The sequence below is a fragment of the Homoserinimonas aerilata genome (assembly GCF_006716125.1).
In the GTDB taxonomy this organism is placed as follows: Bacteria; Actinomycetota; Actinomycetes; order Actinomycetales; family Microbacteriaceae; genus Homoserinimonas; species Homoserinimonas aerilata.
In genome coordinates this window covers 995,868-1,020,951 of the sequence record NZ_VFOM01000001.1, presented here as the reverse complement: position 1 = coordinate 1,020,951, position 25,084 = coordinate 995,868, and the positions used below count along the sequence as shown (strand labels likewise).

At 66.2% G+C, this 25,084-nt stretch carries 21 protein-coding genes, 1 tRNA gene and 1 other RNA gene; 13 read left to right on the top strand and 10 right to left on the bottom strand.

The genetic code is table 11. From position 1 onward, the window contains the following. Positions 1-48: 48 nt before the first annotated feature. Both FB562_RS04810 and FB562_RS04805 read right to left on the bottom strand, forming a co-directional pair. Positions 49-2,997, bottom strand: coding sequence for a bifunctional [glutamine synthetase] adenylyltransferase/[glutamine synthetase]-adenylyl-L-tyrosine phosphorylase (locus FB562_RS04810; protein ID WP_141880103.1), 2,949 nt, complete (start codon positions 2,995-2,997; stop codon positions 49-51). Positions 2,998-3,014: 17 nt separating this feature from the next. Continuing rightward, complete coding sequence (locus FB562_RS04805) at positions 3,015-4,352, bottom strand: glutamine synthetase family protein (RefSeq protein ID WP_141880102.1); 1,338 nt, start codon at positions 4,350-4,352, stop codon at positions 3,015-3,017. 149 nt (positions 4,353-4,501) lie between these two features. Between FB562_RS04805 and panB the strand changes: the two genes are divergently transcribed. After that, positions 4,502-5,335 carry a 3-methyl-2-oxobutanoate hydroxymethyltransferase gene (panB, locus tag FB562_RS04800; RefSeq protein ID WP_141880101.1) on the top strand — a complete coding sequence of 278 codons (834 nt, stop codon included), beginning with the start codon at positions 4,502-4,504 and terminating at the stop codon, positions 5,333-5,335. 53 nt (positions 5,336-5,388) lie between these two features. Beyond that, positions 5,389-6,738 carry an NADP-specific glutamate dehydrogenase gene (gene gdhA / locus FB562_RS04795; protein ID WP_141880100.1) on the top strand — a complete coding sequence of 450 codons (1,350 nt, stop codon included), beginning with the start codon at positions 5,389-5,391 and terminating at the stop codon, positions 6,736-6,738. Between the two features lie 63 nt (positions 6,739-6,801). Here gdhA and FB562_RS04790 read toward each other — a convergent pair whose 3' ends face one another. Beyond that, the gene (locus tag FB562_RS04790) at positions 6,802-6,975 is read right to left on the bottom strand and encodes an MDR/zinc-dependent alcohol dehydrogenase-like family protein (RefSeq protein WP_141880099.1); all 174 of its coding nucleotides are present in this window, start codon (positions 6,973-6,975) and stop codon (positions 6,802-6,804) included. 33 nt (positions 6,976-7,008) lie between these two features. On the opposite strand from FB562_RS04790, the gene map reads away from it, so the two are divergent. Together map and ppgK are read left to right on the top strand one after the other, a co-directional pair. Further along, a complete protein-coding gene (map, locus tag FB562_RS04785) occupies positions 7,009-7,884 on the top strand; it encodes a type I methionyl aminopeptidase (RefSeq protein ID WP_141880098.1) in 876 nt (291 codons plus the stop codon). Between the two features lie 32 nt (positions 7,885-7,916). Next, positions 7,917-8,696, top strand: a complete 780-nt coding sequence (gene ppgK, locus FB562_RS04780) for a polyphosphate--glucose phosphotransferase (RefSeq protein WP_141880097.1) — start codon at positions 7,917-7,919, stop codon at positions 8,694-8,696. A 1-nt stretch (position 8,697) separates the two neighbouring features. On the opposite strand, the gene rnpB is transcribed toward ppgK, so the two are convergent. The 5 genes from rnpB to FB562_RS04755 form a co-directional block, all read right to left on the bottom strand. Next, positions 8,698-9,082, bottom strand: an RNA gene (gene rnpB / locus FB562_RS04775) — RNase P RNA component class A. Between the two features lie 34 nt (positions 9,083-9,116). Next, positions 9,117-9,857: a zinc ribbon domain-containing protein gene (locus tag FB562_RS04770; protein ID WP_185740458.1), complete on the bottom strand. Its 741-nt coding sequence runs from the start codon at positions 9,855-9,857 to the stop codon at positions 9,117-9,119. Positions 9,858-9,931: 74 nt separating this feature from the next. Continuing rightward, a complete protein-coding gene (locus FB562_RS04765; RefSeq protein ID WP_141880096.1) occupies positions 9,932-10,750 on the bottom strand; it encodes a Nif3-like dinuclear metal center hexameric protein in 819 nt (272 codons plus the stop codon). Between the two features lie 23 nt (positions 10,751-10,773). Continuing rightward, positions 10,774-13,443, bottom strand: a complete 2,670-nt coding sequence (locus tag FB562_RS04760; protein ID WP_141880095.1) for a cytosine permease — start codon at positions 13,441-13,443, stop codon at positions 10,774-10,776. Between the two features lie 145 nt (positions 13,444-13,588). After that, positions 13,589-13,661, bottom strand: a tRNA-Val gene (locus tag FB562_RS04755). A 50-nt stretch (positions 13,662-13,711) separates the two neighbouring features. On the opposite strand from FB562_RS04755, the gene FB562_RS04750 reads away from it, so the two are divergent. Both FB562_RS04750 and FB562_RS04745 read left to right on the top strand, forming a co-directional pair. Further along, positions 13,712-14,449: a hypothetical protein gene (locus FB562_RS04750; RefSeq protein WP_141880094.1), complete on the top strand. Its 738-nt coding sequence runs from the start codon at positions 13,712-13,714 to the stop codon at positions 14,447-14,449. Positions 14,450-14,495: 46 nt separating this feature from the next. Further along, entirely contained in the window at positions 14,496-14,939 is a 444-nt protein-coding gene (locus tag FB562_RS04745; protein ID WP_185740522.1) for a DUF1003 domain-containing protein, read from the top strand. Here FB562_RS04745 and FB562_RS04740 read toward each other — a convergent pair. Beyond that, complete coding sequence (locus FB562_RS04740) at positions 14,936-15,403, bottom strand: peroxiredoxin (protein ID WP_141880093.1); 468 nt, start codon at positions 15,401-15,403, stop codon at positions 14,936-14,938. The two genes, FB562_RS04745 and FB562_RS04740, sit on opposite strands and share 4 nt — an antisense overlap. A gap of 258 nt (positions 15,404-15,661) precedes the next feature. On the opposite strand from FB562_RS04740, the gene aceE reads away from it, so the two are divergent. The 7 genes from aceE to FB562_RS04705 all read left to right on the top strand — a co-directional run bounded on the left by aceE (position 15,662) and on the right by FB562_RS04705 (position 24,480). After that, positions 15,662-18,388, top strand: a complete 2,727-nt coding sequence (gene aceE / locus FB562_RS04735) for a pyruvate dehydrogenase (acetyl-transferring), homodimeric type (protein WP_141880092.1) — start codon at positions 15,662-15,664, stop codon at positions 18,386-18,388. Positions 18,389-18,405: 17 nt separating this feature from the next. Continuing rightward, entirely contained in the window at positions 18,406-19,620 is a 1,215-nt protein-coding gene (locus tag FB562_RS04730; protein ID WP_141880091.1) for a PucR family transcriptional regulator, read from the top strand. An 88-nt stretch (positions 19,621-19,708) separates the two neighbouring features. Continuing rightward, positions 19,709-20,626, top strand: coding sequence for an ACP S-malonyltransferase (locus tag FB562_RS04725; RefSeq protein WP_141880090.1), 918 nt, complete (start codon positions 19,709-19,711; stop codon positions 20,624-20,626). Beyond that, entirely contained in the window at positions 20,623-21,627 is a 1,005-nt protein-coding gene (locus FB562_RS04720; RefSeq protein ID WP_141880089.1) for a beta-ketoacyl-ACP synthase III, read from the top strand. The genes FB562_RS04725 and FB562_RS04720 overlap by 4 nt, the downstream gene beginning before the upstream one ends. 42 nt (positions 21,628-21,669) lie before the next feature. After that, positions 21,670-21,918: an acyl carrier protein gene (locus tag FB562_RS04715; RefSeq protein WP_141880088.1), complete on the top strand. Its 249-nt coding sequence runs from the start codon at positions 21,670-21,672 to the stop codon at positions 21,916-21,918. A gap of 127 nt (positions 21,919-22,045) precedes the next feature. After that, positions 22,046-23,284 (top strand): beta-ketoacyl-[acyl-carrier-protein] synthase family protein, encoded by a 1,239-nt coding sequence (locus FB562_RS04710; RefSeq protein ID WP_141880087.1) that lies wholly within the window; start codon positions 22,046-22,048, stop codon positions 23,282-23,284. Between the two features lie 14 nt (positions 23,285-23,298). Beyond that, a complete protein-coding gene (locus tag FB562_RS04705) occupies positions 23,299-24,480 on the top strand; it encodes a glycosyltransferase family 4 protein (protein WP_141880086.1) in 1,182 nt (393 codons plus the stop codon). Between the two features lie 7 nt (positions 24,481-24,487). Here FB562_RS04705 and FB562_RS04700 read toward each other — a convergent pair whose 3' ends face one another. Then, positions 24,488-24,991 (bottom strand): DUF3145 domain-containing protein, encoded by a 504-nt coding sequence (locus FB562_RS04700; RefSeq protein ID WP_141880085.1) that lies wholly within the window; start codon positions 24,989-24,991, stop codon positions 24,488-24,490. Positions 24,992-25,084: the final 93 nt, after the last annotated feature.

The following is a 25,084-nucleotide window of genomic DNA, read 5'->3' as shown; positions in this document are numbered from 1 at the left end:
CAGAAATGCTGCGGCCCCTTCGTGCGTCTCCGCAGCGGCCGGGTGACCCTAGTCGATCGACGGGGTGAAGGGCTCGGCGAGCCCGTAGAAGCCTCTCTCGAACACAGATCTGGCGTGCCTCGTGACGCGGAGGTAGTCCTCCTCGAGAAGGCTCGCCGAGTCGGGCGGGTACTCCAGCAGCCGGGCGATGCCGTCGAGCTGTTGCCTGTCGGTGGGCAGCACGTCTGAGGTGCGGGCCGACCACAGGGTCATGGCCGATCGGATGCGCGAGGCCAGCAGCCATGCATCCTTCAGGATGCCTTCATCCGCCGCCGAGACGAGCCCTGCATCAACCGCTGCGGCGAGGGCGTCGAGCGTGGAGGTCGTGCGCAGTTCCTCCACCGCTGCCCCGTGCTGCATCTGGAGGAGCTGAACGAACCACTCGACATCGCTCAACGAACCGCGGCCGAGCTTGAGATGCCGTGCGGGGTCTGCGCCCTGGGGCAGACGCTCCGACTCCACGCGCGCCTTGATTCGCTTCACCTCCCGAACATCCTGCTCGCGGACATCCTTCGGATAGCGAACCTCATCGGCCAACACCATGAAATCCTGGAGGAGCGTCTCATCACCGGCAGCTCCCCTCGCCCGCAACAGCGCCTGCGCCTCCCAGGTGAGCGACCAGCGCTCGTAGTACGTGCGATACGAGGCCAGCGAGCGCACGACCGGCCCCGTGCGACCTTCGGGGCGCAGATTGGCGTCGAGATCAAAGGGCAGGCGGATGTCCTCGGTGAGGCGAAGCAGACCCGCGACGAGCTGCTCCGCACGCTTCTGGGCCCCCTGGGTGTCGTCGTCCTTGGGCCGGAACACGTACATGACATCCGCATCCGAGCCGAAGCCGAGCTCGGCACCGCCGTAGCGGCCCATGGCGATCACGCCGAACTCGATGCCGTCGTCATCACGTCGCAGGGCCTCGAGAACCCCGTGGAGCAGCATGTCGTTGATCGCAGCAAGCCCTCGCCCGAGGTCTTCGACCTTCACCAGGCCCAGAATGGCTCCCAGCGCCAGCCTGAGGACCTCCCGTCGCCTTGTTGACAGGAGTGCCCGCGCGACATCCTCAGCCTTGTCATGACGGCGCAGGAGAGCTGCGGCCTCATCACGAAGCTGGGCGGCGGGACGAGGTCTAAGCTCCTCGTCGTTCTCAAGCCAGGCGACAGACTCGGGAAGGCGCTCGAGCAGCGAGCCGACGAAGCGCGAACCGGAGAGCACGCTCGTGAGCCGCTTCGCCGCACCCGAGGAGTCGCGCAGCATGCGCAGATACCAGTACGACTCTCCCAGTTCGTCGCTCAGCCGCCTGAACGACAGCAGACCGTAGTCGGGGTCGGCGCCCTCGGCGAACCACTCGAGCATGACGGGCAGCAGATGCCGCTGGATCTGCGCCCGACGCGAGACGCCCGAGGTCATCGCCGCGATGTGCCCGAGCGCGCCCTTCGCATCGACGAACCCGATCGCCCGCAGACGATCCTCCGCCTGCGCACTCGTGAGTACCAGGCCGTCCTCGGGCAGCGCGGCGACCGCCGAGAGCAGAGGGCGGTAGAAGAGTTTCTCGTGCAGCTTGCGAACGGCCGTGCGCCGGGATGCCCGCTGCTCGCTGATTCCGGCCGCCGTCGTCGCGAGACCGCTCGCACGCGCCAGCACGCGCAGCGCATCAGGATCGCGGGGCATGAGATGCGTGCGGCTCAGCCGAGACAGCTGCAGGCGGTGCTCGAGCACGCGCAGGAACTGGTAGTCGCCGGCGAACGAGGCAGCCTCGACCCGGCCGATGTAGCCCTGTTCCGCGAGAGCGCGCAGGGCCGGGAGGCTTCCACGCTGGCGCACCTCCTCGTCGGTGTGGCCGTGGACGAGTTGCAGCAGTTGGATGGTGAACTCGATGTCACGGAGGCCGCCCGGCCCGAGTTTCAGCTGGATGTCGACCTCGTCGGCCGGAATGTGCGCGGTGACCCGCTCGCGCATCTGCTGCACACCTTCGACGAAGCCCTCCCGACTGACGCTGTTCCACACGAAGGGCGCCACTGCTGCGGCGTAGCGCTCCCCGAGTTCGGCATCGCCTGCCAGCGGGCGCGCCTTCAGGAGAGCCTGGAACTCCCAACTCTTCGCCCACCGCTCGTAGTAGGCGAGATGCGACTCGAGCGTGCGGACGAGCGCGCCCTGCTTCCCTTCCGGCCGGAGATTGGCGTCGACCTCCCACAGTCCGGGCTCGGCGGACAGATCGTGGACACCCCGCATGGTCGCGACTGCGAGCCGCGAGCCGATCGCGACGGCGCGATCCTGCCCGATCTCGTCAGACCCCTCGACGACGAAGATGACGTCGACGTCGCTCACATAGTTCAACTCACGCGCACCGGACTTACCCATACCGATGATGGCCAGCCGCGTGCCCGCCACCTCGGCAGCGTCGAACGGGATCTCGGTGCGTGCGACGGCGAGAGAGGCGTCAAGCGCCGCGCCCGCGAGGTCGGCGAGGGCCGCAGTCACAGGCTCTACCGCGGCAAGCGGTTCGGCGTGCCCCAGGTCGAAGGCCGCAAGTGCGGCCACGTGGCGTCGATAACGGATGCGGAGGGCATCCCATCCGGCCTCGCCACGGATGCCGTCGACCGAAGCGAGCATGTCTGCCCGATACTCGTGGGCATCCAGCGGTGCGCCGAGCGGCTCATGAAGCACCTCCAACTGCACGGGATGACGGAGGAAGAACTCCCCCAGCCCGCTCGAGGCACCCAGCACCCTCGTCAGGCGCTGCAGGGCCGCGGCGTCGTCGAAGAACGGCGCTACGGCATCCGGGGCCGCCTCGAAAAGCTCCGACAGCATCCGGAGCCCCTGATCGGGGTCGGCCGCGAGCCCCAGTGCGGTCAGCACTGCAGACCGGTCGGGCGCCGCGACAGCCGCAAGACGATCTCTCGCCTGCCCCAGCTCTGCGAAGCCGAGGCGTGCGAGCTCGGAGAGCGAGGGGCCTGCGTCGGTCATCGGATGCGTGAACCCGTCTAGAGCATGCCGAGGTTGCGCTTGAGCTCATAGGGAGTGACCTGCGAGCGGTACTCCCGCCACTCCTGCCGCTTGTTGAGCAGCACGTAGTTGAACACGTGCTCGCCCAGCGTCTCGGCCACGAGCTCTGACTCCTCCATCATGGAGATCGCCTGATCGAGGCTCGCCGGCAGGGCGCGGTACCCCAGAACGCGTCGCTCTGCGTCGCTGAGCAGCCACACATCCGACTCTGCCTCGGGTGGCAGCTCGTACTCGCCCTCGATGCCCTTGAGCCCAGCCGCGAGCATCAGCGAGAACGAGAGATACGGGTTCGATGCAGAGTCGATCGAACGGTACTCGACCCGAGCGCTCTGGCCCTTGTTCGGCTTGTACAGCGGAACGCGAACGAGCGCTGAACGGTTGTTGTGGCCCCAGGTGACGAAGCTGGGCGCCTCGTCTCCTCCCCACAGGCGCTTGTAGGAGTTGACGAACTGGTTGGTGACCGCCGTGATCTCGGGAGCGTGGTGCAGAAGCCCCGCGATGAAGTGCCGGCCCGTCTTCGAGAGCTGGTACTTCGCACCGGCCTCGTAGAACGCGTTCGTGTCGCCCTCGAACAGCGACATGTGGGTGTGCATCCCCGATCCCGGATGATCCGAGAAGGGCTTCGGCATGAACGTCGCGTAGACGCCCTGCTCGATGGCGACCTCCTTGATGACCGTGCGGAACGTCATGATGTTGTCGGCGGTCGTCAACGCGTCGGCGTAGCGAAGGTCGATCTCGTTCTGCCCCGGCCCCGCCTCGTGGTGGCTGAACTCGACGGAGATGCCGAGGTCCTCGAGCATGCGCACGGAACGTCGGCGGAAGTCGTGGGCGGTGCCCCCCGGAACGTTGTCGAAGTACCCGGCGTGGTCGACCGGCTGGGGGCCGTCGACGCCGAAATCGGAGTCCTTCAGCAGATAGAACTCGATCTCCGGATGCGTGTAGAAGGTGAATCCGGCGTCGGCCGCCTTCTCGAGGGTGCGCTTGAGCACGTTACGAGGATCCGCCACCGCCGGCTGCCCGTCCGGGGTCATGATGTCGCAGAACATCCGCGCGGTCGGGTCGATCTCGCCGCGCCACGGGAGGATCTGGAAGGTCGCGGGGTCTGGATGCGCAAGCACGTCGGCCTCGAAGGCTCGGGTGAGTCCCTCAATGGCGGAGCCGTCGATGCCGAGCCCCTCGGAGAAGGCACCCTCGACCTCGGCAGGCGCGATGGCCACGGACTTGAGCGTGCCCACGACATCCGTGAACCACAGGCGAATGAACTTGATGCCCCGCTCCTCGATCGTACGGAGAACGAAGTCGCGCTGCTTGTCCATATGCCCCTCTCATTCCAGCAGAATCCCGGGCGGCCCAGGCGATGGCTGTTGCCCCTACAGGCTACTGGCTGCAGGGACTCTCCGCCTCGCGCCCGCGCGGGATTCACCGCGTCATCGTGTGAGGCGGATGCACGGAATAGAGTGTCAGAGTGACCTACTCAGAAGCCGCAGCAGCTCAGGCGAACCTGAAGCGCGTTCGCACCCGGCATTTCCAGTCGGCCAAGGAGAACGGGATCAAGATCACCGGGCTCACCAGCTACGACCAGCTGACGGCCGGAATCTTCGATCAGGCGGGAATCGACTTCCTTCTCGTCGGTGACTCTGCGGGCAACAATGTGCTCGGATACGACACCACCCTCCCCGTCACGATCGATGAACTCATCCCACTCACGCGCGCAGTGGCGAACGCCGTCAGCCGCGCCTTCGTCATCGCGGATCTGCCGTTCGGCTCCTATGAGGTCGGCCCCGAGGAAGCACTGCATTCGGCCTTCCGATTCATGAAGGAGACGCACGCGCACGCTGTGAAGCTCGAGGGCGGCGTGCGCAGCGCGGAACAGATTCGACGGATCGTCGCCGCCGGTATCCCCGTCATGGGTCACATCGGCTTCACCCCCCAGAGCGAGCACGGGCTCGGCGGTCATGTCATCCAGGGTCGTGGCGATCAGGTCGAGCAGTTGCTCGCCGACGCGCGTGCCGTGCAGGACGCCGGAGCCTTCGCGGTCGTGCTCGAGATGGTGCCTGCCGAGTCGGCCGCGCTTGTCACCGCCGAGCTCCGGATCCCCACAATCGGCGTCGGCGCCGGCCCCCATGTCGACGGCCAACTGCTCGTCTGGACGGACTGGGCAGGACTCACGGCAGGACGCATTCCCCGCTTCGTTCGTCAATATGCCGATCTACGCGGTATTCTCGGCGAGGCTGCTGCCGCATATCGAGCGGATGTTGCCGAGGGAACCTACCCGGGCCCAGAGCACAGTTACGACTGAGCACAGCGATCACCTCTCGCTACGGAAATCCCACCCACCCCCAGAAAGTCCCTATGCATTCCGTGTTGTCCCCTGCCCTTGTCGGAATCTACGAGCGCGCGGTGTCCCGCAGCTCCGGAGAGGTCGAGTTCCACCAGGCGCTTCTCGAAGTCCTCGAATCGATCTCTCCCGTCGTGGAACGGCATCCGGAATACATCGAAAGCGGCGTCGTCGAGGTTCTCGTCGAGCCTGAGCGCCAGATCATGTTCCGCGTGCCGTGGGTCGACGACAACGGCACCGTGCAGGTGAACCGCGGCTTCCGGGTGCAGTACAACTCGGCGCTCGGCCCGTACAAGGGCGGCCTGCGGTTCCACCCCAGCGTCAACCTCAGCATCATGAAGTTCCTCGGCTTCGAGCAGATCTTCAAGAACGCCCTCACCGGTCAGGGTATCGGCGGGGCCAAGGGCGGCTCCGACTTCGATCCGCACGGTCGATCCGACGGCGAGATCATGCGCTTCTGCCAGAGCTTCATGAGCGAGCTCTACCGGCACCTGGGCGAGCACACGGATGTTCCGGCCGGCGACATCGGAGTGGGCGGACGCGAGATCGGCTACCTCTTCGGCCAGTACCGTCGCCTCACCAACCGTCACGAGTCGGGCATGTTCACCGGCAAGGGCGTGCTCTGGGGCGGAGCGCAGGTGCGCACCGAGGCAACAGGCTACGGTGCCGTCTTCTTCATGCAGGAGATGCTCAACACCCGCGGCGAGGCGATCGACGGAAAGACTGCGATCGTCTCCGGATCGGGCAACGTGGCCATCTACGCGATCGAGAAGATCGCGCAGCTCGGCGGCCGCGCGATCACCGCATCAGACTCGAGCGGCTACGTGGTCGACGAGGCAGGCATCGATGTGGAGCTCCTGAAGCAGGTCAAGGAGGTCGAACGCGGTCGCATCTCCGACTACGTCGACCGTCGCCCCGGTGCGAGGCTCGTGACGAACGGACGGGTGTGGGATGTTCCCGGCCAGCTCGCCTTCCCCTCCGCCACCCAGAACGAACTGCTCATCGGTGATGCGCAGCGTCTCGTTGCCAATGGTGTGCTCGGCGTCGCCGAGGGCGCGAACATGCCCACGACCCCGGATGCCGTCGAGCTGTTCCAGGACGCCGGGGTGCTGTTCGGCCCGGGCAAGGCGGCGAACGCCGGCGGAGTGGCGACCTCGGCCCTCGAGATGAGCCAGAACGCTTCACGCCAGCGCTGGGACTTCGGCACCAGCGAGGGCCGGCTGCACTCCATCATGAAAGATGTCCACCGTTCCGCCTACGAGGCAGCCGAGCACTACGGACGCCCGGGAGACTACGTCGTGGGTGCCAATGCGAGCGGCTTCCGTCGAGTCGCCGACGCGATGATCGCCCAGGGCCTCATCTAGTACAAGGCCTCAGCTGGCAGAGGCATCATCCGGTGAGGAGCCCCTTCCGGGGCGGTGGCGAACTCAGTCGCCGTCCCGAGAATCCTCCTCCGCCCACCGGCGGGAACGCTCCTCGATGAGGCGGGGCGCCTGCTCGGCCTCTTCACGACTCGCGAAGGGCCCGGCTCTGTCGATCGCGGGCGAAACCATGCCCTCCTCGACCTCGCTGGTCCTGGTGTTGTACCACCATTCGGTCATGGCACCTCCCGCGCTCGAACTAAAATCGATCCTATGCCCAAGGATTCGAACGGTCACCTCATTCCCGGAACCATCACAGGCGACAGGCAGGTACCCGTCTCCATCCCCCGTCCGGAGTATGTGGGCAAGAAGGCTCCGGCCCGCTTCACCGGTTCGGATGTCTACCCGCCGGAGAAGGTGGAGCTCATCCGGGCCGCCGGTCGGATCGCGGCGGACGCCATCCAGAAGGTGGGCGAAGCCATCCGCCCGGGTGTCACCACCGACGAACTCGACCGGGTCGGGCACGAGTATGTGATCGCGCACGACGCCTACCCCTCGACCCTCGGCTACTGCGGCTTTCCGAAGTCCCTGTGCAGCTCGGTGAACGAGGTCATCTGCCACGGCATCCCCGATGACACGGTTCTCGAGGACGGCGACATCATCAATATCGACATCACCGCATTCAAGGCAGGCGTGCACGGCGACACCAACTTCACCTTCGTCGTCGGCGAGGCCCGCGATGAGGTCACCGATCTGGTCGCCCGCACGGCCGAGGCCCTCGCTCGAGGAATCAAGGCTGTCGCCCCGGGGCGTGAGGTCAATGTGATCGGACGTGCCATCGAGGCCTATGCGAAGCGCTTCGGATACGGCGTGGTCCGCGACTTCACCGGGCACGGTGTCGGCGAGGCCTTCCACTCCGGGTTGATCGTCCCCCACTACGACTCGGCACCACAGTTCGACACCGTCATGGAGCCAGGCATGGTGTTCACCATCGAGCCGATGCTCACCCTCGGAACCCACGAGTGGGACATGTGGGATGACGACTGGACGGTGACGACCAAGGACAGGAGCCTGACCGCGCAGTTCGAACACACGCTCGTCGTCACAGAACGCGGCGCGGAGATCCTCACGCTGCCCACAGCATCCTGAACCCACTCGGAACACTGGATTAGGGTCAAGGCATGAGCACAACAGCAGTCGGCATCGACATCGGCGGCACCGGGATCAAGGGAGCCGTGGTCGATCTGGCCTCCGGCGAACTGGTCAGCGAGCGATCCAAGGTCGCCACGCCTGAGGGCGGACGGCCAGAAGACATCGTCGCCGCGGTGAAGGACATGGTCGACGAGCTCGGCGTAGACGAGCGTGACGCCCCCATCGGCGTCTGCTTTCCTGCCGTCATCGCAGGCGGCCGCACGCTCTCGGCGGCGAACGTCTCCGACGAATGGATCGGACTGAAGGCAGAGAAGCTCTTCGAGCGGGCCCTCGACCGTGACATCCACTTCGTCAATGACGCGGATGCCGCCGGCTTCGCAGAGGTGCAGTACGGTGCTGCACACAACAGCGACGGGCATGTGATCGTCACCACGCTGGGCACCGGAATCGGTACCGCCTTCATCTACGACGGCGTGCTGATCCCCAATGTGGAACTCGGCCATCTCGAGATCAACGGCGTCGACTGGGAGACCAAGGCCTCGAATGCGGCGCGGGAGCGAGAGGAACTCTCCTGGGAACAGTGGGCGGCACGCCTGCAGAAGTTCTACTCCCGGCTCGAGACCTATTTCCATCCCGAACTCTTCATCGTGGGTGGCGGGGTCTCGAAGAGCCACGAGGAGTTCCTGCCGCTGCTCGACCTGAAGACGCGGATCGTGCCGGCCAAGCTTCGCAACAATGCCGGCATCCTCGGCGCGGCAGCGCTCGCGTCGCCGGAACACGCCAGGCGAGGCAAGCACCGTTCGAAATAGGCGAATGGGCCGGCTGATACGCCGGGTTCTGTCCCTGCCGCGCGAGCGGCGATGGACGGCCATCTATCTCGGGACTACGTTGCCGCAGCCCTCCAGCGGTCTACCCGAAGACTGGGCGGGCCACCCGTGACGCCTTCTGTCTGACCTTGCTCCGGACGAGGTTTACCCAGCCGACCCGATCACTCGGGCCGCTGGTGGTCTCTTACACCACCGTTTCACCCTTACCCCTGACCGAAGTCAGTGGCGGTCTGCTTTCTGTTGCACTTTCTCGCGGGTTACCCCGGGTGGGTGTTACCCACCATCCTGCCCTGTGGAGCCCGGACGTTCCTCGGCACGCGCTGCACCTTTTCAGAAGCAGCGCGTGACGCGACCGTCTTGCCGACCCATTCGCGGCACAAGTCTAGCGGCGCGCGGCGTGACTCAGAGCCCGGACTCCGCCGTGCGGACGAGGATGGCCTGACTGTCGGGGCAGAGCACGACAGCATCCGGGGCCGCAGCCCGAATGGATGCCATGTCGCTCTCGTTGAGCCTCACGCCGCTCGCGCTCGACACCCCGCCACGCAGGAGCGAAGCCCCGGTGCCATAACGCGCCCGCTGACGTTCGTAGAGGGCGAGGAGCCCCTCGGGGATCTTTGCAGCGATCTCGTCGCGGTTCGCCGCCGCGTTGGAGCGCTCAAGATCGATCGAGGAAAGGGCGGTGTCGCGGTCATCCTCGGTCTCGGCGATGGCCGCAAGGAGTGCCGCGTTGCGCTCCTGCGTGATCGCCGATGTCGCTTCGAGCTGCTCAAGGCGCTCCATGACGCCGAGCTCGATCTCCTCCAACTCGTCACGTCGCCGGCGCAGCGCTTCGAGCTCCTGCTCGAGGGCGGCCACATCCTTGGTCGATGATGACGTCGCGAGCCGCTCCGAGTCACGCGCCATACGGGCCTCGACGACAGCGACATCCGACTCGACGCGGGAGATCTCGAGCCGTGCGTCCTCGACGGCGCCGTTCTCGCCGAGCAACTGCACCCGCACTGTTTCGCGCTCCTTCGAGAGCGCCGCCAACTGGGACAGCTGCGGGATGCTGCGCGCCTGGTGGTCGAGCTGCTGGATACGCGTGTCGGCGGCCTGCAGTTCGAGGAGCAGTTCCTGGGAATCGGGGCTGGCCGTCAATGCCATAGTGCTGTCGCCTGTTCCTTACATGTCGAATGGTGGTGCATCGTTCGGCGAAGTCTACCGAGCGGCGGAGGTGCCTACTGCACGATCGCGAAGTCCCACGGGTCGGTGCGGAGCTCGCTCACCGTGACGTCGACGCCCGGCAGCCTCTCTCGCAGCTCCGCCGCGGCCGTCTCGAGCCAGAGCCACTCACTCGCCCAATGGGAGACGTCGATCAGCGCCGGCCCGCCGAAGAGACGGGCGTTCTCCCTCGCCTCGGATGCCGGGTGGTGTCGCAGATCAGAGGTCACATAGACATCCGCAGACAGCACCGCGGGGTTGCTGAGAAGAGAGTCACCCGCTCCCCCGCACAGCGCGATCGTCTCGACGGGGCGCTCGTAGTCACCAGCCACGCGCACGCCGGAAGCGGTCGGCGGGAGGATGTCAGCCAGCGCCCTGGCGAGACGGCCGAGAGTCATCGGCTCGGCGAGCCTGCCGACACGACCGAGCCCGCGATCAGGGTCGGTGCCCGGAACGATCGGATGTGTGTCGAGCAGTTGGAGCTCCTGTGCGATGACCGCAGATGTGCCGGTCTCGACGACGTCGGCGTTCGTGTGAGCAGCGACGAGAGCGCATCCGCCACGGATGAGCCGGGAGATCAGAGCGCCCTTGTAACGGTCCTCTGCGACGGATGTGACGCCCCTGAGCAGCAGCGGATGATGGACCAGCAGCAGACCGGCACCGAGCTGAAGCGCCTCGTCGACGGTGTCTGCGACGGCATCCACGGCAAGATGAATCGACTGGACCACGGCGGCGGGATCACCGACCAGAAGGCCGGGCGCATCCCACTCCTCGACACCCGAGAGCGGCCACAGGCCTTCGATTACGGCGTTGATCTCGGCGACTGTTGCTGGCACCCGCCAAGTCTACCGAGCGGCGTTCAGCCCTGCGCCCGCTCCTGCCGACGGATCGCGGGCACACCGGAGACGAGCGGCGTGAGCAGGCCGATCGCCAACGCGACGAGCACGCCGATGTCTGTGCCGGCCACGTCACCGGTCAGCGGAAGCCCTGCAACGGAGTACAGGTAACCCTGCCAGTCGAGGCCCGCGATGGCTGCTGTGGTGAGCCCGTAGCCGATCACCGATGCGATGACGAGTGCGCCCAGGTTCACCCAGTTGACGGCCGGATAAACGCCGCCGACGCGAAGCAACGACGAGCTGTCGAACCTGCGGTTGCGGATCATCAACTCGGCAGCGAAGAGACCGGCCCACGCGGCGACAGGCACCGCAATGGTCGTGGCCAGATCACGGATGAGCACGAAGAAGTCATCGACGGCGAAGGTGAGCGCGAGGGCCACCACGATCGTGAGCAGCCCGGCGATGAGAACGGATGCCTGCCTGCGCAGGGCGACCCCGCTCGCCTGCAGGGCGAAGCCGCCGGAATAGATCGCGAGCACGGTTCCGCAGAGCAGGCTGAGGCCGAGCGCGGCGAGCAGCGGTAGAGCAAACCAGTCGGGCACGAGGCCTGCGACGAGACCAAAGGGATCCGCGCCGAACGCGCTCTGGGCATCCGTTGCCGGCTGGGATGCCGCGAGCATGATGCCGTAGCCGATCAGTATGAGGCTCGGCACCGCCATGCCCACGGTCGCCCACAGCATGGAGGCTGCTCCGGAACCGGATGTGCGCTGGTAGCGGGCGACGTCGGCACCACTGTTCGCCCAGGCGAGGCCGATGAAGCTGAACACCAGCACGGCACCGGAGACGACAAGGATCCAGGGGCCGTCCACCTTGGACAGCACCTGCGACAGGTCGACGGCCGTCCAGGTCATCGCGATGAAAGCTGCCGTGAGCACCGCGCTCAGGATGCTCAACACGAGGAACACCCGCGAGATGAGCCGATGCCCGAAATAGGCGATGATCAGCGCGGGCACGGCGACGATCGCCAGCGTGACGACCGTCACGCGGAACATCCCAAACCCGCCCAGAAGCCCCGACTCGTCGAGCACGACCGCCGCACCCTCCGCGATGAACCAGAGCATCGCCGCACCCCAGAAGACCCTGGTGAGCACCGCGAGCACCGCTGGCACGATATTGGCCCGAATGCCGAAGACGGCGCGCGACACGATCATGGTGGGCTGGCCGCTCCAGCGACCGGCGAGCGTTCCGAGGGCAAGCGGGATGAAGGACAGGGCGATACCGGCGAGAGCCGCGACGAGCGCCTGCCGGGCGCTCATGCCGAGCGCGAAAAGACCGATGCCGAGCGCGATGCCCACCGCAGAGGAGTTCACGGCGAACCACATCCAGAACAGACTCACGGAGCGTGAGTTGCGCTGCTCGAGAGGGGTCGGTTCGACGCCGGGCTCCTCGCTCGCGAACACGGGCGCAGGAGCCGGAACCACCGCCGGGCCCGTCTGTGTGCTCGCCGGGGCGGCGACGGGAGCAACCTGAGGGATCTCCTGCGAGACCGGCTCGTCGAGGTCGTCCTCGGGAACCTCGCGGAGAGCATCCGAAATCGCCGTCTCAGCCGAATCGAACGACGGCCTCACCGCAATATCGGGCTCGGGTGGCTCCACGAGCGCAGGCGGAGCATCGTCGGCGGCCGGCGCCTCCGCCGACCAGTCGATCGGGGCCAACACCGACTCTGCAGGAACGCCGTCGGCCTGCACGTCCTGCGGGATGGGCGGTGCCGCGGATGCCACTGCGACAGCGGCAGCATCGCCCGCAGGGATCACCGTGATGAGGCCCGTAAAGACGGGGCGAGCCCGCTCGACCTCATCGATCGCCTCCGGCGTGCCGATCGCGAGCATCGAACGCTCCCAGACGGAGAACTCGCGCTGCTCCTCGGCACGCAACTGCAACTGGGTCTCGAGCTCGTCGATCGCACCCAGAGCGCTGCCTGTTCGGGCAGCCTCCTTCTCCACGACCGTCGCCAGGTCGCCGTCGTCCAAGGAACGCTTGCGAGGCTTCGCGGGAAGCTCCGATCCGGGCGGAGGCACGACAACAGTGTTCGGCGCGGGCGGCGGCGCAGCCAGAAGAAGGGAACTGATTCCGGGCGTCATGCCGTCGGCGTGCTGCTGCGGAGGACTGAACGAGGGTTCATTCAAGGGCGGCGGTACGAATGCGTAGGCGGGAGCCTCCGCTGGGGCAGCCTCCGGCTCTGCCCGGTGGAATGGCTCCTCTGCGGCCTCCGTGACCTCGGTGGGTGAACTCGGCAGCCAGGACTGCGCAGCAGCCACAGGCACGTCTTCTGGAACCGGCAGCCATTCAGGGGCCGACGCAGGCCCGGTTTCGGATGCTGAGAAGTCGAACGCGTTCGCCGCCTGCTGCACGGGCATCTCCGAATGCGCAGCGATCTCTGAGGGAAAAGCTGCGAGGAACGGTTCAGGGTCTACTGCCGCGGGCACATCGTCGACGAACGACGGGACGAACTCGGAGGGAACGGGGAGCACCGGTTCGGCCGGCTCAGGAAGCAGGTCCGGGGTGATCACTGGGATAGAGGCGGTATATCGCGAGATCTCATCGGCGAGAGCCGCAGCGAGCTCATCATCGTCATGGCGGTCAGTGCCGCCCACAGGCATTTCGCGCCCGCCGCCGTCGCCCCGCTCATCCATGGCTGAATTCTAGCGATACAGAGGGTGACCCGCGGCGTGCCACGCACCGAAACCGACAAAGCCTCCCTATACAACTCCGCCGCATAACGCGAAGGAGCCCTGAGATCGCAGCATGCCGCCCAGCCACCGAGCTTCTTCCATTCTGTGGGCCCTACCGGGATCGAACCGATGACATCCACGGTGTAAACGTGGCGCTCTACCAGCTGAGCTAAAGGCCCTCGCCCTGCACTGCGGGCGAGAACAATGGTAGCGGCATACACTCGGCAGCATGGACACGGCCGCAGGAAACGACCCCGGGGCAGAGAACCACGATGCCGCAGTCGAGCGTGACGCGCGAGCTGAGCATCGCTGGCCTGCAGTCGTCGCGCTAGCCGTCGCACTGATCCTCTACGCGCTCCTGCCGAGCGACATCCTCTCCGTTCCGCTTCGGTTCACCATGGTGGGGTTGGCGATCGTGATGCTGGTGCCCGTCGTGCTACTCAACCCGCACCGGCTCCGCCGGCAGACGACGTGGTCACGCTGGCTGTCGGTGGGCCAAGCAGTCGTGCTCGTGGTCGCGAATCAGGTTGCACTCGTCCAGCTCATCTTCCTCCTCATCAGCAGTGGCACGAAGGATGGCCCGTCGCTACTCGTGGCTGCCGTGCAGGTGTGGGTGACGAACGTGATCGCCTTCGCGCTGGTGTACTGGGAGATCGACCGAGGCGGGCCTGTCACGAGGCGTCACGATGCGAGGACCGAACTGCCGTCCGCCGACTACCGATTCGCTCAGGATGAGGATCACGACGCCATCGACGAGGTCGCGGCGCGCTCCTCAGCCAGGATTGACTGGACTCCGTCGTTCGTCGACTACCTGTATGAATCCGCAACCAACTCCATGGCGTTCAGCCCCGGAGCCGCAATGCCGCTGTCACCGCGGATCAAGGGGTTGATGCTGGTGCAGGCATTCGGCGGATTCGTCATGCTCGCCCTCGTGATCGCGCACGCCGTAGGCCAGCTCGGCGGCTGAGAATCAAAGTCGCCATCCGCGCCCGACGAAATACACTGCGGGAATGATGACAAACCAACCGCGCAATTGGCACGCTGAGCATCTGAACAAGCGCACAACAGGACAGCGCGCTGCTGACGTCATGCGCAACGTCATGGGCAGCTGGGGCTTCGTGGGCTCCTTCCTGTTGTTCATGGCCGTGTGGGCCACGATCAACAGCCTGCAGACGGCATGGGATCCGTATCCGTTCATCCTGCTGAATCTGTTTCTCAGCATGCTTGCCGGACTGCAGGGGGCCATCCTTCTTATCGCTGCAAAGCGCCAAGACGCGCTCTCAGCGGCATTGGCCCAGCATGACTACGACACGAATGTCGCAGCAAAAGCAGACATCGAGGCGCTGCTGGCGATCAACAGACAGCAGGTGATCATGATCGAGGAGTTGGGGACGATCCTGCGGCATATCGACGACGAAGCAGGACCCCGCACCGACGGCGCGACGAAGACGAACTAGGCAGAGACCAGTTCCGCCACGGCGGCGCGGTAGGCGTCGAGCGCGCGGGCCTGGCTCGGCTCGTTGACGATTGTCGAGCGGATGATGCCGTCACGGTCGATCACGAAGGTGGCACGCGTCGCGATCCCCCTGTCCTCGAGGAACACGCCGTAGCTCTTGGCGACCCCGCCGTGGGGCCAGAAGTCGCTCAGCAGCGAGAAGTCGTAGCCCTCGCGCTCGGCGAACACGCGAAGCGTCGCCTTGTTGTCGACCGACACCGCCAGCAGCTCGACATCGGCATCCTTGAACAGAGCGATGTTGTCGCGAAGCTCGCACAGCTCGCCGGTGCAGGTTCCCGTGAAGGCGAGCGGATAGAAGACGAGCGCAACCGCCTTCTCTCCCCGAAACGCCGAAAGCTTGACCGTCTCGCCGAACTGGTTCTGCAGTTCGAAATCAGGTGCCGTTGTGCCGACCTCAAGCGCCAATGTCCACTCCCCTGTCTTTCGAGGCCCCGGGCGCGATCGCTGCCGGAAGACACCTCGGGAGCCATGTTATGCATCCTCCACCAACGCCCCAAATGCGATGGGCAGGATGCCCCGGATGCGGTCCGTCCGTTCTCGACGGTCGGTTCCCATGTCGGGGAAGTCAGTAGGATGGAAAGGCCCGGGCAGTGTGCCGATTGTCGTAATCCGACAGTTCCGGCGTGACGGGCATGTCTATCCGCGAAACAGAACGAGGCCAGGGTGACTATTCACGACCAGGACCCTTATTCGGTGAACCACATCGATTCGGACCCACAGGAAACCGCTGAATGGAATGAGTCCCTCGACGGGCTCGTTCAGGCGCACGGGCGCGTTCGTGCCCGCGAGATCATGCTCAGCCTGCTGAAGCGCTCCAAGGAGCTTCAGCTGGGCGTTCCGATGGTTCCCACCACCGACTACATCAACACGATTCCGGTCGAGGATGAGTCGGAGTTCCCCGGCGACGAGGAGATCGAGCGCCGCTACAGGGCGTGGATCCGCTGGAACGCCGCGATCACCGTGCACAGGGCACAGCGCCCCGGTATCTCCGTCGGCGGTCACATCTCGACCTATGCGTCATCCGCATCGCTCTACGAGGTGGGCCACAACCACTTCTTCCGCGGCCAGGATCACCCCGGCGGCGGCGACCAGATCTTCTATCAGGGCCACGCCTCCCCCGGTATGTATGCCCGCTCCTTCCTCGAAGGCCGGCTCAGCGAAGATCAGCTCGACGGCTTCCGGCAGGAGAAGTCGCAGGCGCCGTTCGGCCTCTCGTCGTACCCGCACCCGCGCCTCATGCCGAACTACTGGCAGTTCCCGACGGTGTCGATGGGCCTCGGCCCGATCAACGCAATCCACCAGGCGCAGGTCAACAAGTACCTCACCAACCGTGGCATCAAGGACCTCTCCGACTCACACGTCTGGGCGTTCCTCGGTGACGGCGAGATGGACGAGGTCGAGAGCCGCGGAGCCCTCCAGCTAGCGGCAAACGATGGCCTCGACAACCTGACCTTCGTCATCAACTGCAACCTGCAGAGGCTCGACGGCCCTGTGCGCGGCAACGGCAAGATCATCCAGGAGCTCGAGAGCTTCTTCCGCGGCGCGGGCTGGAACGTGCTCAAGGTCGTCTGGGGTCGCAAGTGGGACGAGCTTCTCGCCCGCGACACCGACGGCGCGCTCGTCAACCTCATGAACGTGACGCCCGACGGCGACTACCAGACGTACAAGTCGGAGGACGGCGCCTACGTTCGCGAGAACTTCTTCGGCCGCGACCCCCGCACGCTCGAGCTGGTCAAGGATCTCACGGACGACGAGGTCTGGGCGCTCAAGCGCGGCGGCCACGACTACCGCAAGGTGTACGCCGCCTACAAGGCTGCGACCGAGCACAAGGGCCAGCCGACCGTCATCCTCGCGAAGACGATCAAGGGCTACGGCCTCGGCAAGTCCTTCGAGGGCCGCAACGCGACCCACCAGATGAAGAAGCTGACGCTGCCCGACCTCAAGCAGTTCCGTGACGAGATGCGCATCCCGATCTCCGACGCTCAGCTCGAGGCCGACTCGTACAAGCCGCCGTTCTACCACCCCGGTGCGGGCGACGAGGCGATCGAGTACATGCACGAGCGTCGGCGCGCCCTCGGCGGCTACCTGCCCGAACGTCGCTCCAAGTACACGCAGCTCACCCTGCCGGACGACAAGGCCTACGAGATCGCCAAGAAGGGCTCGGGCAAGCAGGAGATCGCCACCACGATGGCCTTCGCCCGGCTGCTCAAGGACCTCCTGCGGTCGAAGGACTTCGGCCACCGGGTCGTGCCCATCATTCCGGATGAGGCCCGCACCTTCGGCATGGACGCCTACTTCCCCACGGCGAAGATCTACAACCCCAACGGCATGCACTACACCTCGGTGGACCGTGAACTGCTGCTCGCCTACAAGGAGAGCGTGCAGGGCCAAATCCTGCACGTCGGCATCAACGAAGCCGGCGCGTTCGCCGCGTTCACCGGCGTTGGCACCTCCTACGCCACCCACGGCGAGCCGCTGATCCCGGTCTACGTGTTCTACTCGATGTTCGGGTTCCAGCGCACCGGCGACGCCATGTGGGCAGCGGGCGACCAGATGGCGCGCGGCTTCATCATCGGCGCCACCGCAGGCCGCACGACGCTCACCGGAGAGGGCCTTCAGCACGCTGACGGCCACTCGCCGCTGCTCGCCTCGACCAACCCGGCCGTCGTCTCCTACGACCCGGCATGGGGCTACGAGCTGGGACACATCGTCCGCGCAGGCCTCGAGCGGATGTACGGCGAGAACCACCCCAACCCGAACGTCATGTACTACATCACCGTGTACAACGAGCCGCTGCACCAGCCGGCAGAGCCGGAGGGGCTCGACGTCGACGGTCTGCTCAAGGGCATCTATCTGCTCAAGCCGGCCGAGACATCCGGGGTCAAGGCGCAGTTGCTCGCCTCCGGCGTCTCGGTACCCTGGGCCCTCGAAGCGCAGGAGCTGCTGGCCAACGACTGGGGCGTTTCAGCCGATGTGTGGTCGGTGACCTCATGGTCGGAGTTGCGGCGTGACGGCCTTGCGGCTGAGGAGCAGAACTTCCTCAACCCCAACGCGGAGAAGCAGGTCCCGTATGTGACCAGCAAGCTCGCCTCGGCAGAAGGCCCGTTCATCGCGTCGACCGATTACATGCACGCCGTGCCCGACCAGATCAGGCAGTTCGTGCCCGGCGACTTCGCGACGCTCGGTGCCGACGACTTCGGATTCTCTGACACCAGGGCCGCGGCCCGTCGCTTCTTCAAGATCGACGGACCCTCCATCGTGGTTCGGACCCTCGAGTCTCTGGTCGCCCAGGGCAAGCTCGACCCGAGCCTCCCCCAGCAGGCCATCGACAGGTACCGCCTGCACGATGTATCGGCAGGAACCTCCGGCAACGCCGGCGGCGAGAGCTGAAGGCCGGCAGCACGAAGATGGCACACCCTCGCACCAAAGAGCAGACGCTCGCTTGGCTGAAGACGGTGTCGGGCGAACTCGCCACGGCCACGCTCAAGAAGCTCGACGACACGCTGCCCTGGTACGGGGAGATGCCCCCCGGCCGCCGCTCGGCGGTCGGGATGGTGGCGCAGAACGGCATAACCTCGTTCATCCACTGGTTCGACGACCCGAGCTCAACCCCGTGGATTGCGGCGGATGTCTTCGGTGCGGCACCGCGTGAGCTGCTGCGTTCGGTCAGCCTGACCCAGACGCTGCAGCTCATCAAGGTCACGGTCGAGGTCGTCGAAGAGCGCGTCAAGGGCGGCGACGAGTCCCTTCGCGAGGCGATCCTGCTCTACTCCCGCGAGATTGCATTCGCTGCGGCGGATGTCTATGCGAGGGCCGCCGAGGCCCGCGGGCTCTGGGACGCCAGGCTCGAGGCACTCGTCGTCGACTCCATCCTGAGTGGCGAATACGACGACGAACTCCCCAGCCGCATCGCTGCCCTCGGGTGGCACGGGCACGGAGAGGTCTCGGTGCTGGTCGGCACCGCCCCCAAGATGCTCGACGTCGACATGCTGCGGCGCACAGCACGGCATCTCGATGCGGATGTGCTGATCGGAGTCCAGGGCAATCGACTCGTGCTCGTCATCGGTCGCGCGACACCGGCCGTCTCAGATGGGCAGGATGAGGATGAGGACGGCAACACCCTCGTCCCGTTCATAGACATCGCCCGCGCGCTCGAGCCTGGCTTCGGTGACGGCTTCCTCATCCTCGGGCACGAGGTCTCCTCGCTCGTCGACGCCGCCCGCAGCGCGAAGGCCGCCCTCGCCGGTTTCGCCGTGGCGCGCTCCTGGCGCAACGCCCCTCGCCCCGCTCTTGCCGACGATCTGCTGCCCGAGCGCGCCCTTGCCGGCGATCCCCTCGCCAGGGCGACCCTCATCAATCGCATCTACAAGCCTCTCCAGGCGCATTCGACGGAACTGCTCGGCACGCTCTGGTGCTACCTCGACAACGGACGCTCACTCGAGGCCACCGCTCGCGAGCTCTTCGTGCATCCGAACACGGTGCGCTACCGCCTCAAGCGGGTCTCGGAGGTCATCGGGTGGGATGCCACCGGGGCGCGGGAGTCGCTCATTCTTCAGGCCGCACTCATCGTCGGCTCGATCGCGGAGACAGAGCATCTGCCGAAACGGCGCGTCACTCGCTGACACGCACTGTCAGACATGCACAAAGCTTCACCGTTTTCTTAGTCGAGCACCACACCATATTTTCTGAGCGGATTGGGAGACTGGATAAGTGATCGTCGTCGTATGCCCCGGACAGGGCTCTCAGTCCCCCGGATTCCTCGAGCCGTGGCTGGCCGAATCCCGCTACCGGGATCAGCTGGCTGAATACTCGGATGCGATCGGAATGGACCTCGCTGCCCACGGCACGGTGTCTGATGCCGACACCATCCGCGACACCGCAGTGGCGCAGCCGCTCATCGTCGCCGCGGGGCTCCTCGCCCTCAGCACACTGCTCGAGCAGCGGCGGGAGGGCATCGGCGGAATCGCCGGGCACTCCGTCGGCGAGTTCACCGCAGCGGCCGGGGCCGGCATCCTGGCGCCCGCCGACGCCATCAGTCTCGTCGCCGTGCGCGGCAGGGCCATGGCCGAGGCGGCAGCGGTGACCGCGACCGGCATGAGCGCCGTGATCGGCGCCGACGAGGCGGAGCTGCTCGCCCGCCTCGACGAGCTGGGCCTCGAGCCTGCGAACTTCAACGGCGGCGGGCAGATCGTCGTCGCCGGTGAGCTCGACGCGCTTGCGGCGCTGAAGGCTGAGCCGCCCGCCGGTGCCCGGGTCATCCCGCTGCAGGTCGCCGGGGCATTCCACACGCGACACATGGCCCCCGCGGTCGACACCCTGCGCTCCGCCGCAACCGGGGTAAGCACGAACGACGCCTCGCTGCCCATCTGGACCAACCGCGACGGCTCGCGGGTCTCCAACGGTGCCGGCTTCCTCGATCTCCTCGTCGGCCAGGTCTCCTCCCCCGTGCGATGGGACCGCACCATGGAGACACTTGCGAGTGACGGAGTCACCGGCATAATCGAAGTCGCCCCCGCTGGGGCCCTCGTCGGCCTCGCCAAGCGCGGACTCAAGGGCGTACCCACTGTCGCCATCAAGACCCCGGATGATCTGGGTGCCGCATTCGACCTCATCGATGGGAAGTCATGAAAAGCGTAGCCATCACCCAGTCAACGGGCGTTCCGTTCACCCGTATCTACAGTTACGGGGCCGCCCGCGGCGAGAACTTCGTCACCAATGACGACCTCGCCGGGCCCATCGACTCCAGCGACGAATGGATCCAGCAGCGCACCGGGATCGTGACCCGCACCCGCGCATCCGAGGGCGTGCTCGCAGTCGATCTGGCCACGGATGCCGCGAAGGAGGCCATCGAGAAGTCCGGCGTCGCCGCCGAGAAGATCGACCTCGTCATCATCGCGACCATCAGCAATGTGCAGCAGACGCCGTCGATGGCGGCGGTCGTCGCCGACCGCGTGGGAGCGAATCCCGCGGCCGCCTATGACACCAACGCTGCGTGCGCCGGGTTCAGCTACGCCATAACCCAGGCGGATGCGCTGATCAGGAGCGGCGCGGCGCACTACGCGCTCGTCATCGGCGCCGAGAAGCTCTCCGACGTGGTCGACCCCACCGATCGGTCGATCTCGTTCCTCCTCGGTGACGGCGCGGGCGCCGTCGTCGTCGGGCCCAGCGACTTCGCCGGCATCGCAGCGCCCGTGTGGGGCTCCGACGGATCGAAGGCCCACGCCGTCGGCATGAACGCCACCCTCGTCGACTACCGCGACGGCGACGCCCAGTGGCCTACGCTCCGTCAGGAGGGCCAGACGGTGTTCCGCTGGGCCGTCTGGGACATGGCCAAGGTCGCCGCACGCGCCCTCGAGGCCGCCGGCGTGACATCCGAAGATCTTGCAGCATTCATTCCGCACCAGGCCAATATGCGCATCATCGACGAGTTCGCGAAGCAGCTGAAGCTACCCGAGAGCGTCGTCGTGGCCCGCGACATCGCGACGACCGGAAACACCTCGGCCGCCTCGATTCCACTGGCCACCCACCGTCTGCTCGAAGAGCATCCGCAACTCAGCGGCGGACTCGCCCTGCAGATCGGTTTCGGCGCGGGCCTCGTGTTCGGCGCTCAGGTTATCGTTCTGCCCTAAACTTGGCTTCGGTCAAACGACACCCTCAAGGAGAAGTAAACAATGGCATTGTCAACCGAAGAAGTTCTGGCCGGCCTCGCCGAGCTGATCAACGACGAGACCGGAATCGCAACCGACACGGTTGAGCTGGGCAAGTCGTTCACCGACGACCTCGACATCGATTCCATCTCGATGATGACGATCGTCGTCAACGCAGAAGAGAAGTTCGACGTGAAGATCCCGGACGACGAGGTCAAGAACCTCAAGACCGTCGGGGACGCCGTCAGCTTCATCGTCTCAGCACAGGGCTAGTCCTCTGGCGGTGCGGCGCACCGCCAGCCAGTAACAGGGCTAGAAAAACGACGTCGTGGATCGGCTCGGCGCAAGCCGAGCCGATCCCGTCGACGTCATCGAGTACAACCCACGGAGAGTTTTCGTCATGGCCAAGAAGATCGTTGTCACGGGACTGGGAACCAGTTCGCCCCTCGGCGGGAACGTCGCCGACACCTGGAAGGCCCTGCTCGCCGGAGAATCCGGTGTCAGCACGCTCGACCACGACTGGGTCGCCCAGTACGATCTGCCGGTGACCTTCGCCGGTCAGGCCAAGGTTCACCCCTCCGAGGTGCTCGAACGCCACGAGGTCAAGCGCCTCGACCCCTCATCTCAGTTGGCCCTCATCTCGGCTCGCGAGGCTTGGGCCGACGCCGGCTCCCCCGATGTCGACCCTGAGCGTCTCGGAGTCGACTATGCGACCGGAATCGGTGGAATCTGGACCCTTCTCGACGCATGGGACACCCTGCGCGAGCGCGGCGCCCGCCGCGTTCTGCCCATGACGGTCCCCATGCTCATGCCCAACGCGGCAGCAGGAATCGCCCTGTCGATGCACCTGGGTGCGCGAGCCTTCGCCCGCACCGTCGCATCCGCCTGCGCCTCGAGCACCGAATCCATCGTCAACGCCTACGAGCACCTGCAGGCGGGCCTTGCCGACATCATCGTCGCGGGAGGCACCGAGGCCGCGATCCACCCGATCACGATCGCCTCCTTCTCGTCGATGCAGGCGCTGTCGCGACGCAACGACTCGCCGGAGACCGCATCGCGGCCGTACGACGTCGCCCGCGACGGCTTCGTGATGGGCGAAGGCGCCGGCAGCATCGTTCTCGAGACCGAAGAGCACGCCAAAGCACGAGGAGCACGCATCTATGCGGAGCTCGCGGGCGGTGGCGTGACCAGCGACGCGTACCACATCACCGCTCCTGATCCGGAGGGCCGCGGCGCGACCCGCGCCACCATGCTCGCACTCGAGCATGCGGGCGCATCGATCGACGACGTGCGCCACATCAACGCGCACGCCACCAGCACCCCCGTCGGCGACATCGCCGAGTACAAGGCGATGCGATCGGTGTTCGGCGACAGACTGGATCAGATCGCCGTCTCCGCCACCAAGGCATCGACCGGGCATCTGCTGGGCGGAACGGGCGCGCTCGAGGCCATCTTCACCATCCTGGCGCTGCACGAACGCACCGCTCCCCCGACGATCAACCTGGACGAGCAGGACAAGGACATCCCCCTGGATGTCGTCACCTCGCCCCGCTCGCTCGGCACGGGTGATGTGCTCGCGATCAGCAACTCCTTCGGCTTCGGCGGGCACAACGCCGTCGCCGCGTTCCGCAGCGTCTAGGAGTCTGCTCCCGTATGCGCATCGCCGTCATCAGCGACTACTTCCTCGACTATGTCGGCGGCGCGCAGACGTCGATGCTGCAACAGCGCCTCGCGCTGACCGAGGCCGGGCACGATGTGCTCATGGTCTCGCCCACCCGCGGGCGCGGCGCACGGTTCCAGCCTGACGGTGCGGAGCTGCGCATCCGACCGCTGTTCACGCTGCCGGGCCTGCAGCTGCCGGTCATCCCGAACAGTGCGTCGATCCGGGCCGAGCTCGGTCGCGCCTTCCGCGAGCACGGTGTCGAAGTCGTGCACGTGCAGACGGAGTTCGGGCTGGCGCACGCCGCCGCCGATGTCGCAGCAGAACTCGGAATCCCTCTCGTGCACACCGTGCACACGTTCTACTGGGCCAGCGAAGGCTGGAATGCACCGCTCGCGCCGCTGCTCAGGGTGCTGCTGCAACGCATCCTCCACAGCAGGCTGCCCCGGCTGACGCTCAGCCCTCGGCCCGTCGACAGCCTGCTGCGCAATCTGACCCTCGCGATGTCGTTGCGGGCGGATGTCGTCGTGTCACCATCCGCGCATCAGGCTCGCGACCTGACTGCGGCTGGCGTGCAGGGCGAGATCGCGATCGTGCCGAATCCGATCGCGACCCCGACTGTGCCCTCCGTGCCGTTGAGCGCCGAGATGGTGCGGGTGCCGTCATTCCTCTGGGTGGCGCGCTGTGAGGCCGTCAAACGGCCACTGGTATTCGCAGAAGCCGCGCTGGAGGCGCTCCGGACGCGCCCCGGCTCCTTCACGGTCGACTTCGTCGGCGACGGCAGCGAGCTCGCGGCGTTGCGCAAGATGACCGCGGGCGAGCCCGGCATCCGGGTTCACGGCTCGCTCACGCATGAGCGCGTCCTTGCCATCATGGATGCGTCATCCGCCGTCGTTCTCACATCGCTCGGCTTCGACAACCAGCCGATGACGATCGCCGAGGCGGTCAGCCGCGAACGCGGCGTGCTGTACTGCGACCCGAAGCTGAAGGAGGGGCTCGGCAACGCCGGGTATCTCTCGAAGACCCCGGATGCGATGGGTCTGGCGGATGCACTCACAGAGCTGAGCGAAGACCCCACCCTGCTCCTGCGGCTCTCAGAGGGTGCCGCACGCGATCGTGAGCTGTTCGGCCCCCAGGGTTACGTGAGACTCATCCTGGGTGCGTACACGCGCTGAGAGGCGCTCAGCCGACCTTGTGCAGCCAGACGACCTGGTTCTCGTCGCTCGCGTGACGGAACACGTCGAGCTCGTCATCCCAGGCCTGGCCGAGCGCAAGGCGCAGCTCACGGTGCAGCTCGAAGGCGTCAGAGCCGGCGACATCCATGGCGTAGCGGATGCGATCTTCCGGGATGACGAGGTTGCCGGCCGTGTCGGTCTGGGCGTAGAAGATCCCAAGATCCGGGGTGTGCAGCCAGCGGCCGCCATCACTGCCGGGCGTCGGGTCCTCGCTCACCTCATAGCGGAGGTGCTCCCACCCGCGCAGCGCGGAGGCGAGGGCGGCACCAGCGCCCTGCTCGCCCTCCCAATAGAACTCAGTGCGAAGGGAACCCTTGAGTACGGGCTGATCAGCCCATGTGAAATTGACGGCGCGATCAAGTGCGCGACCTGCCGCCCACTCGATGTGAGGCGCAAGCGCGCGAGGAGCGGAGTGCACAAAGAGCACCCCACGTGCAGTTGCTGCAGCCACAATCTCTCCATTCCCTTTGGTGCGACTTCCCCATCGACCAATGGAATGCGGTGTGACCCTGCAACGAACTCTGAAGTTGTGGTTGAAGTTTCC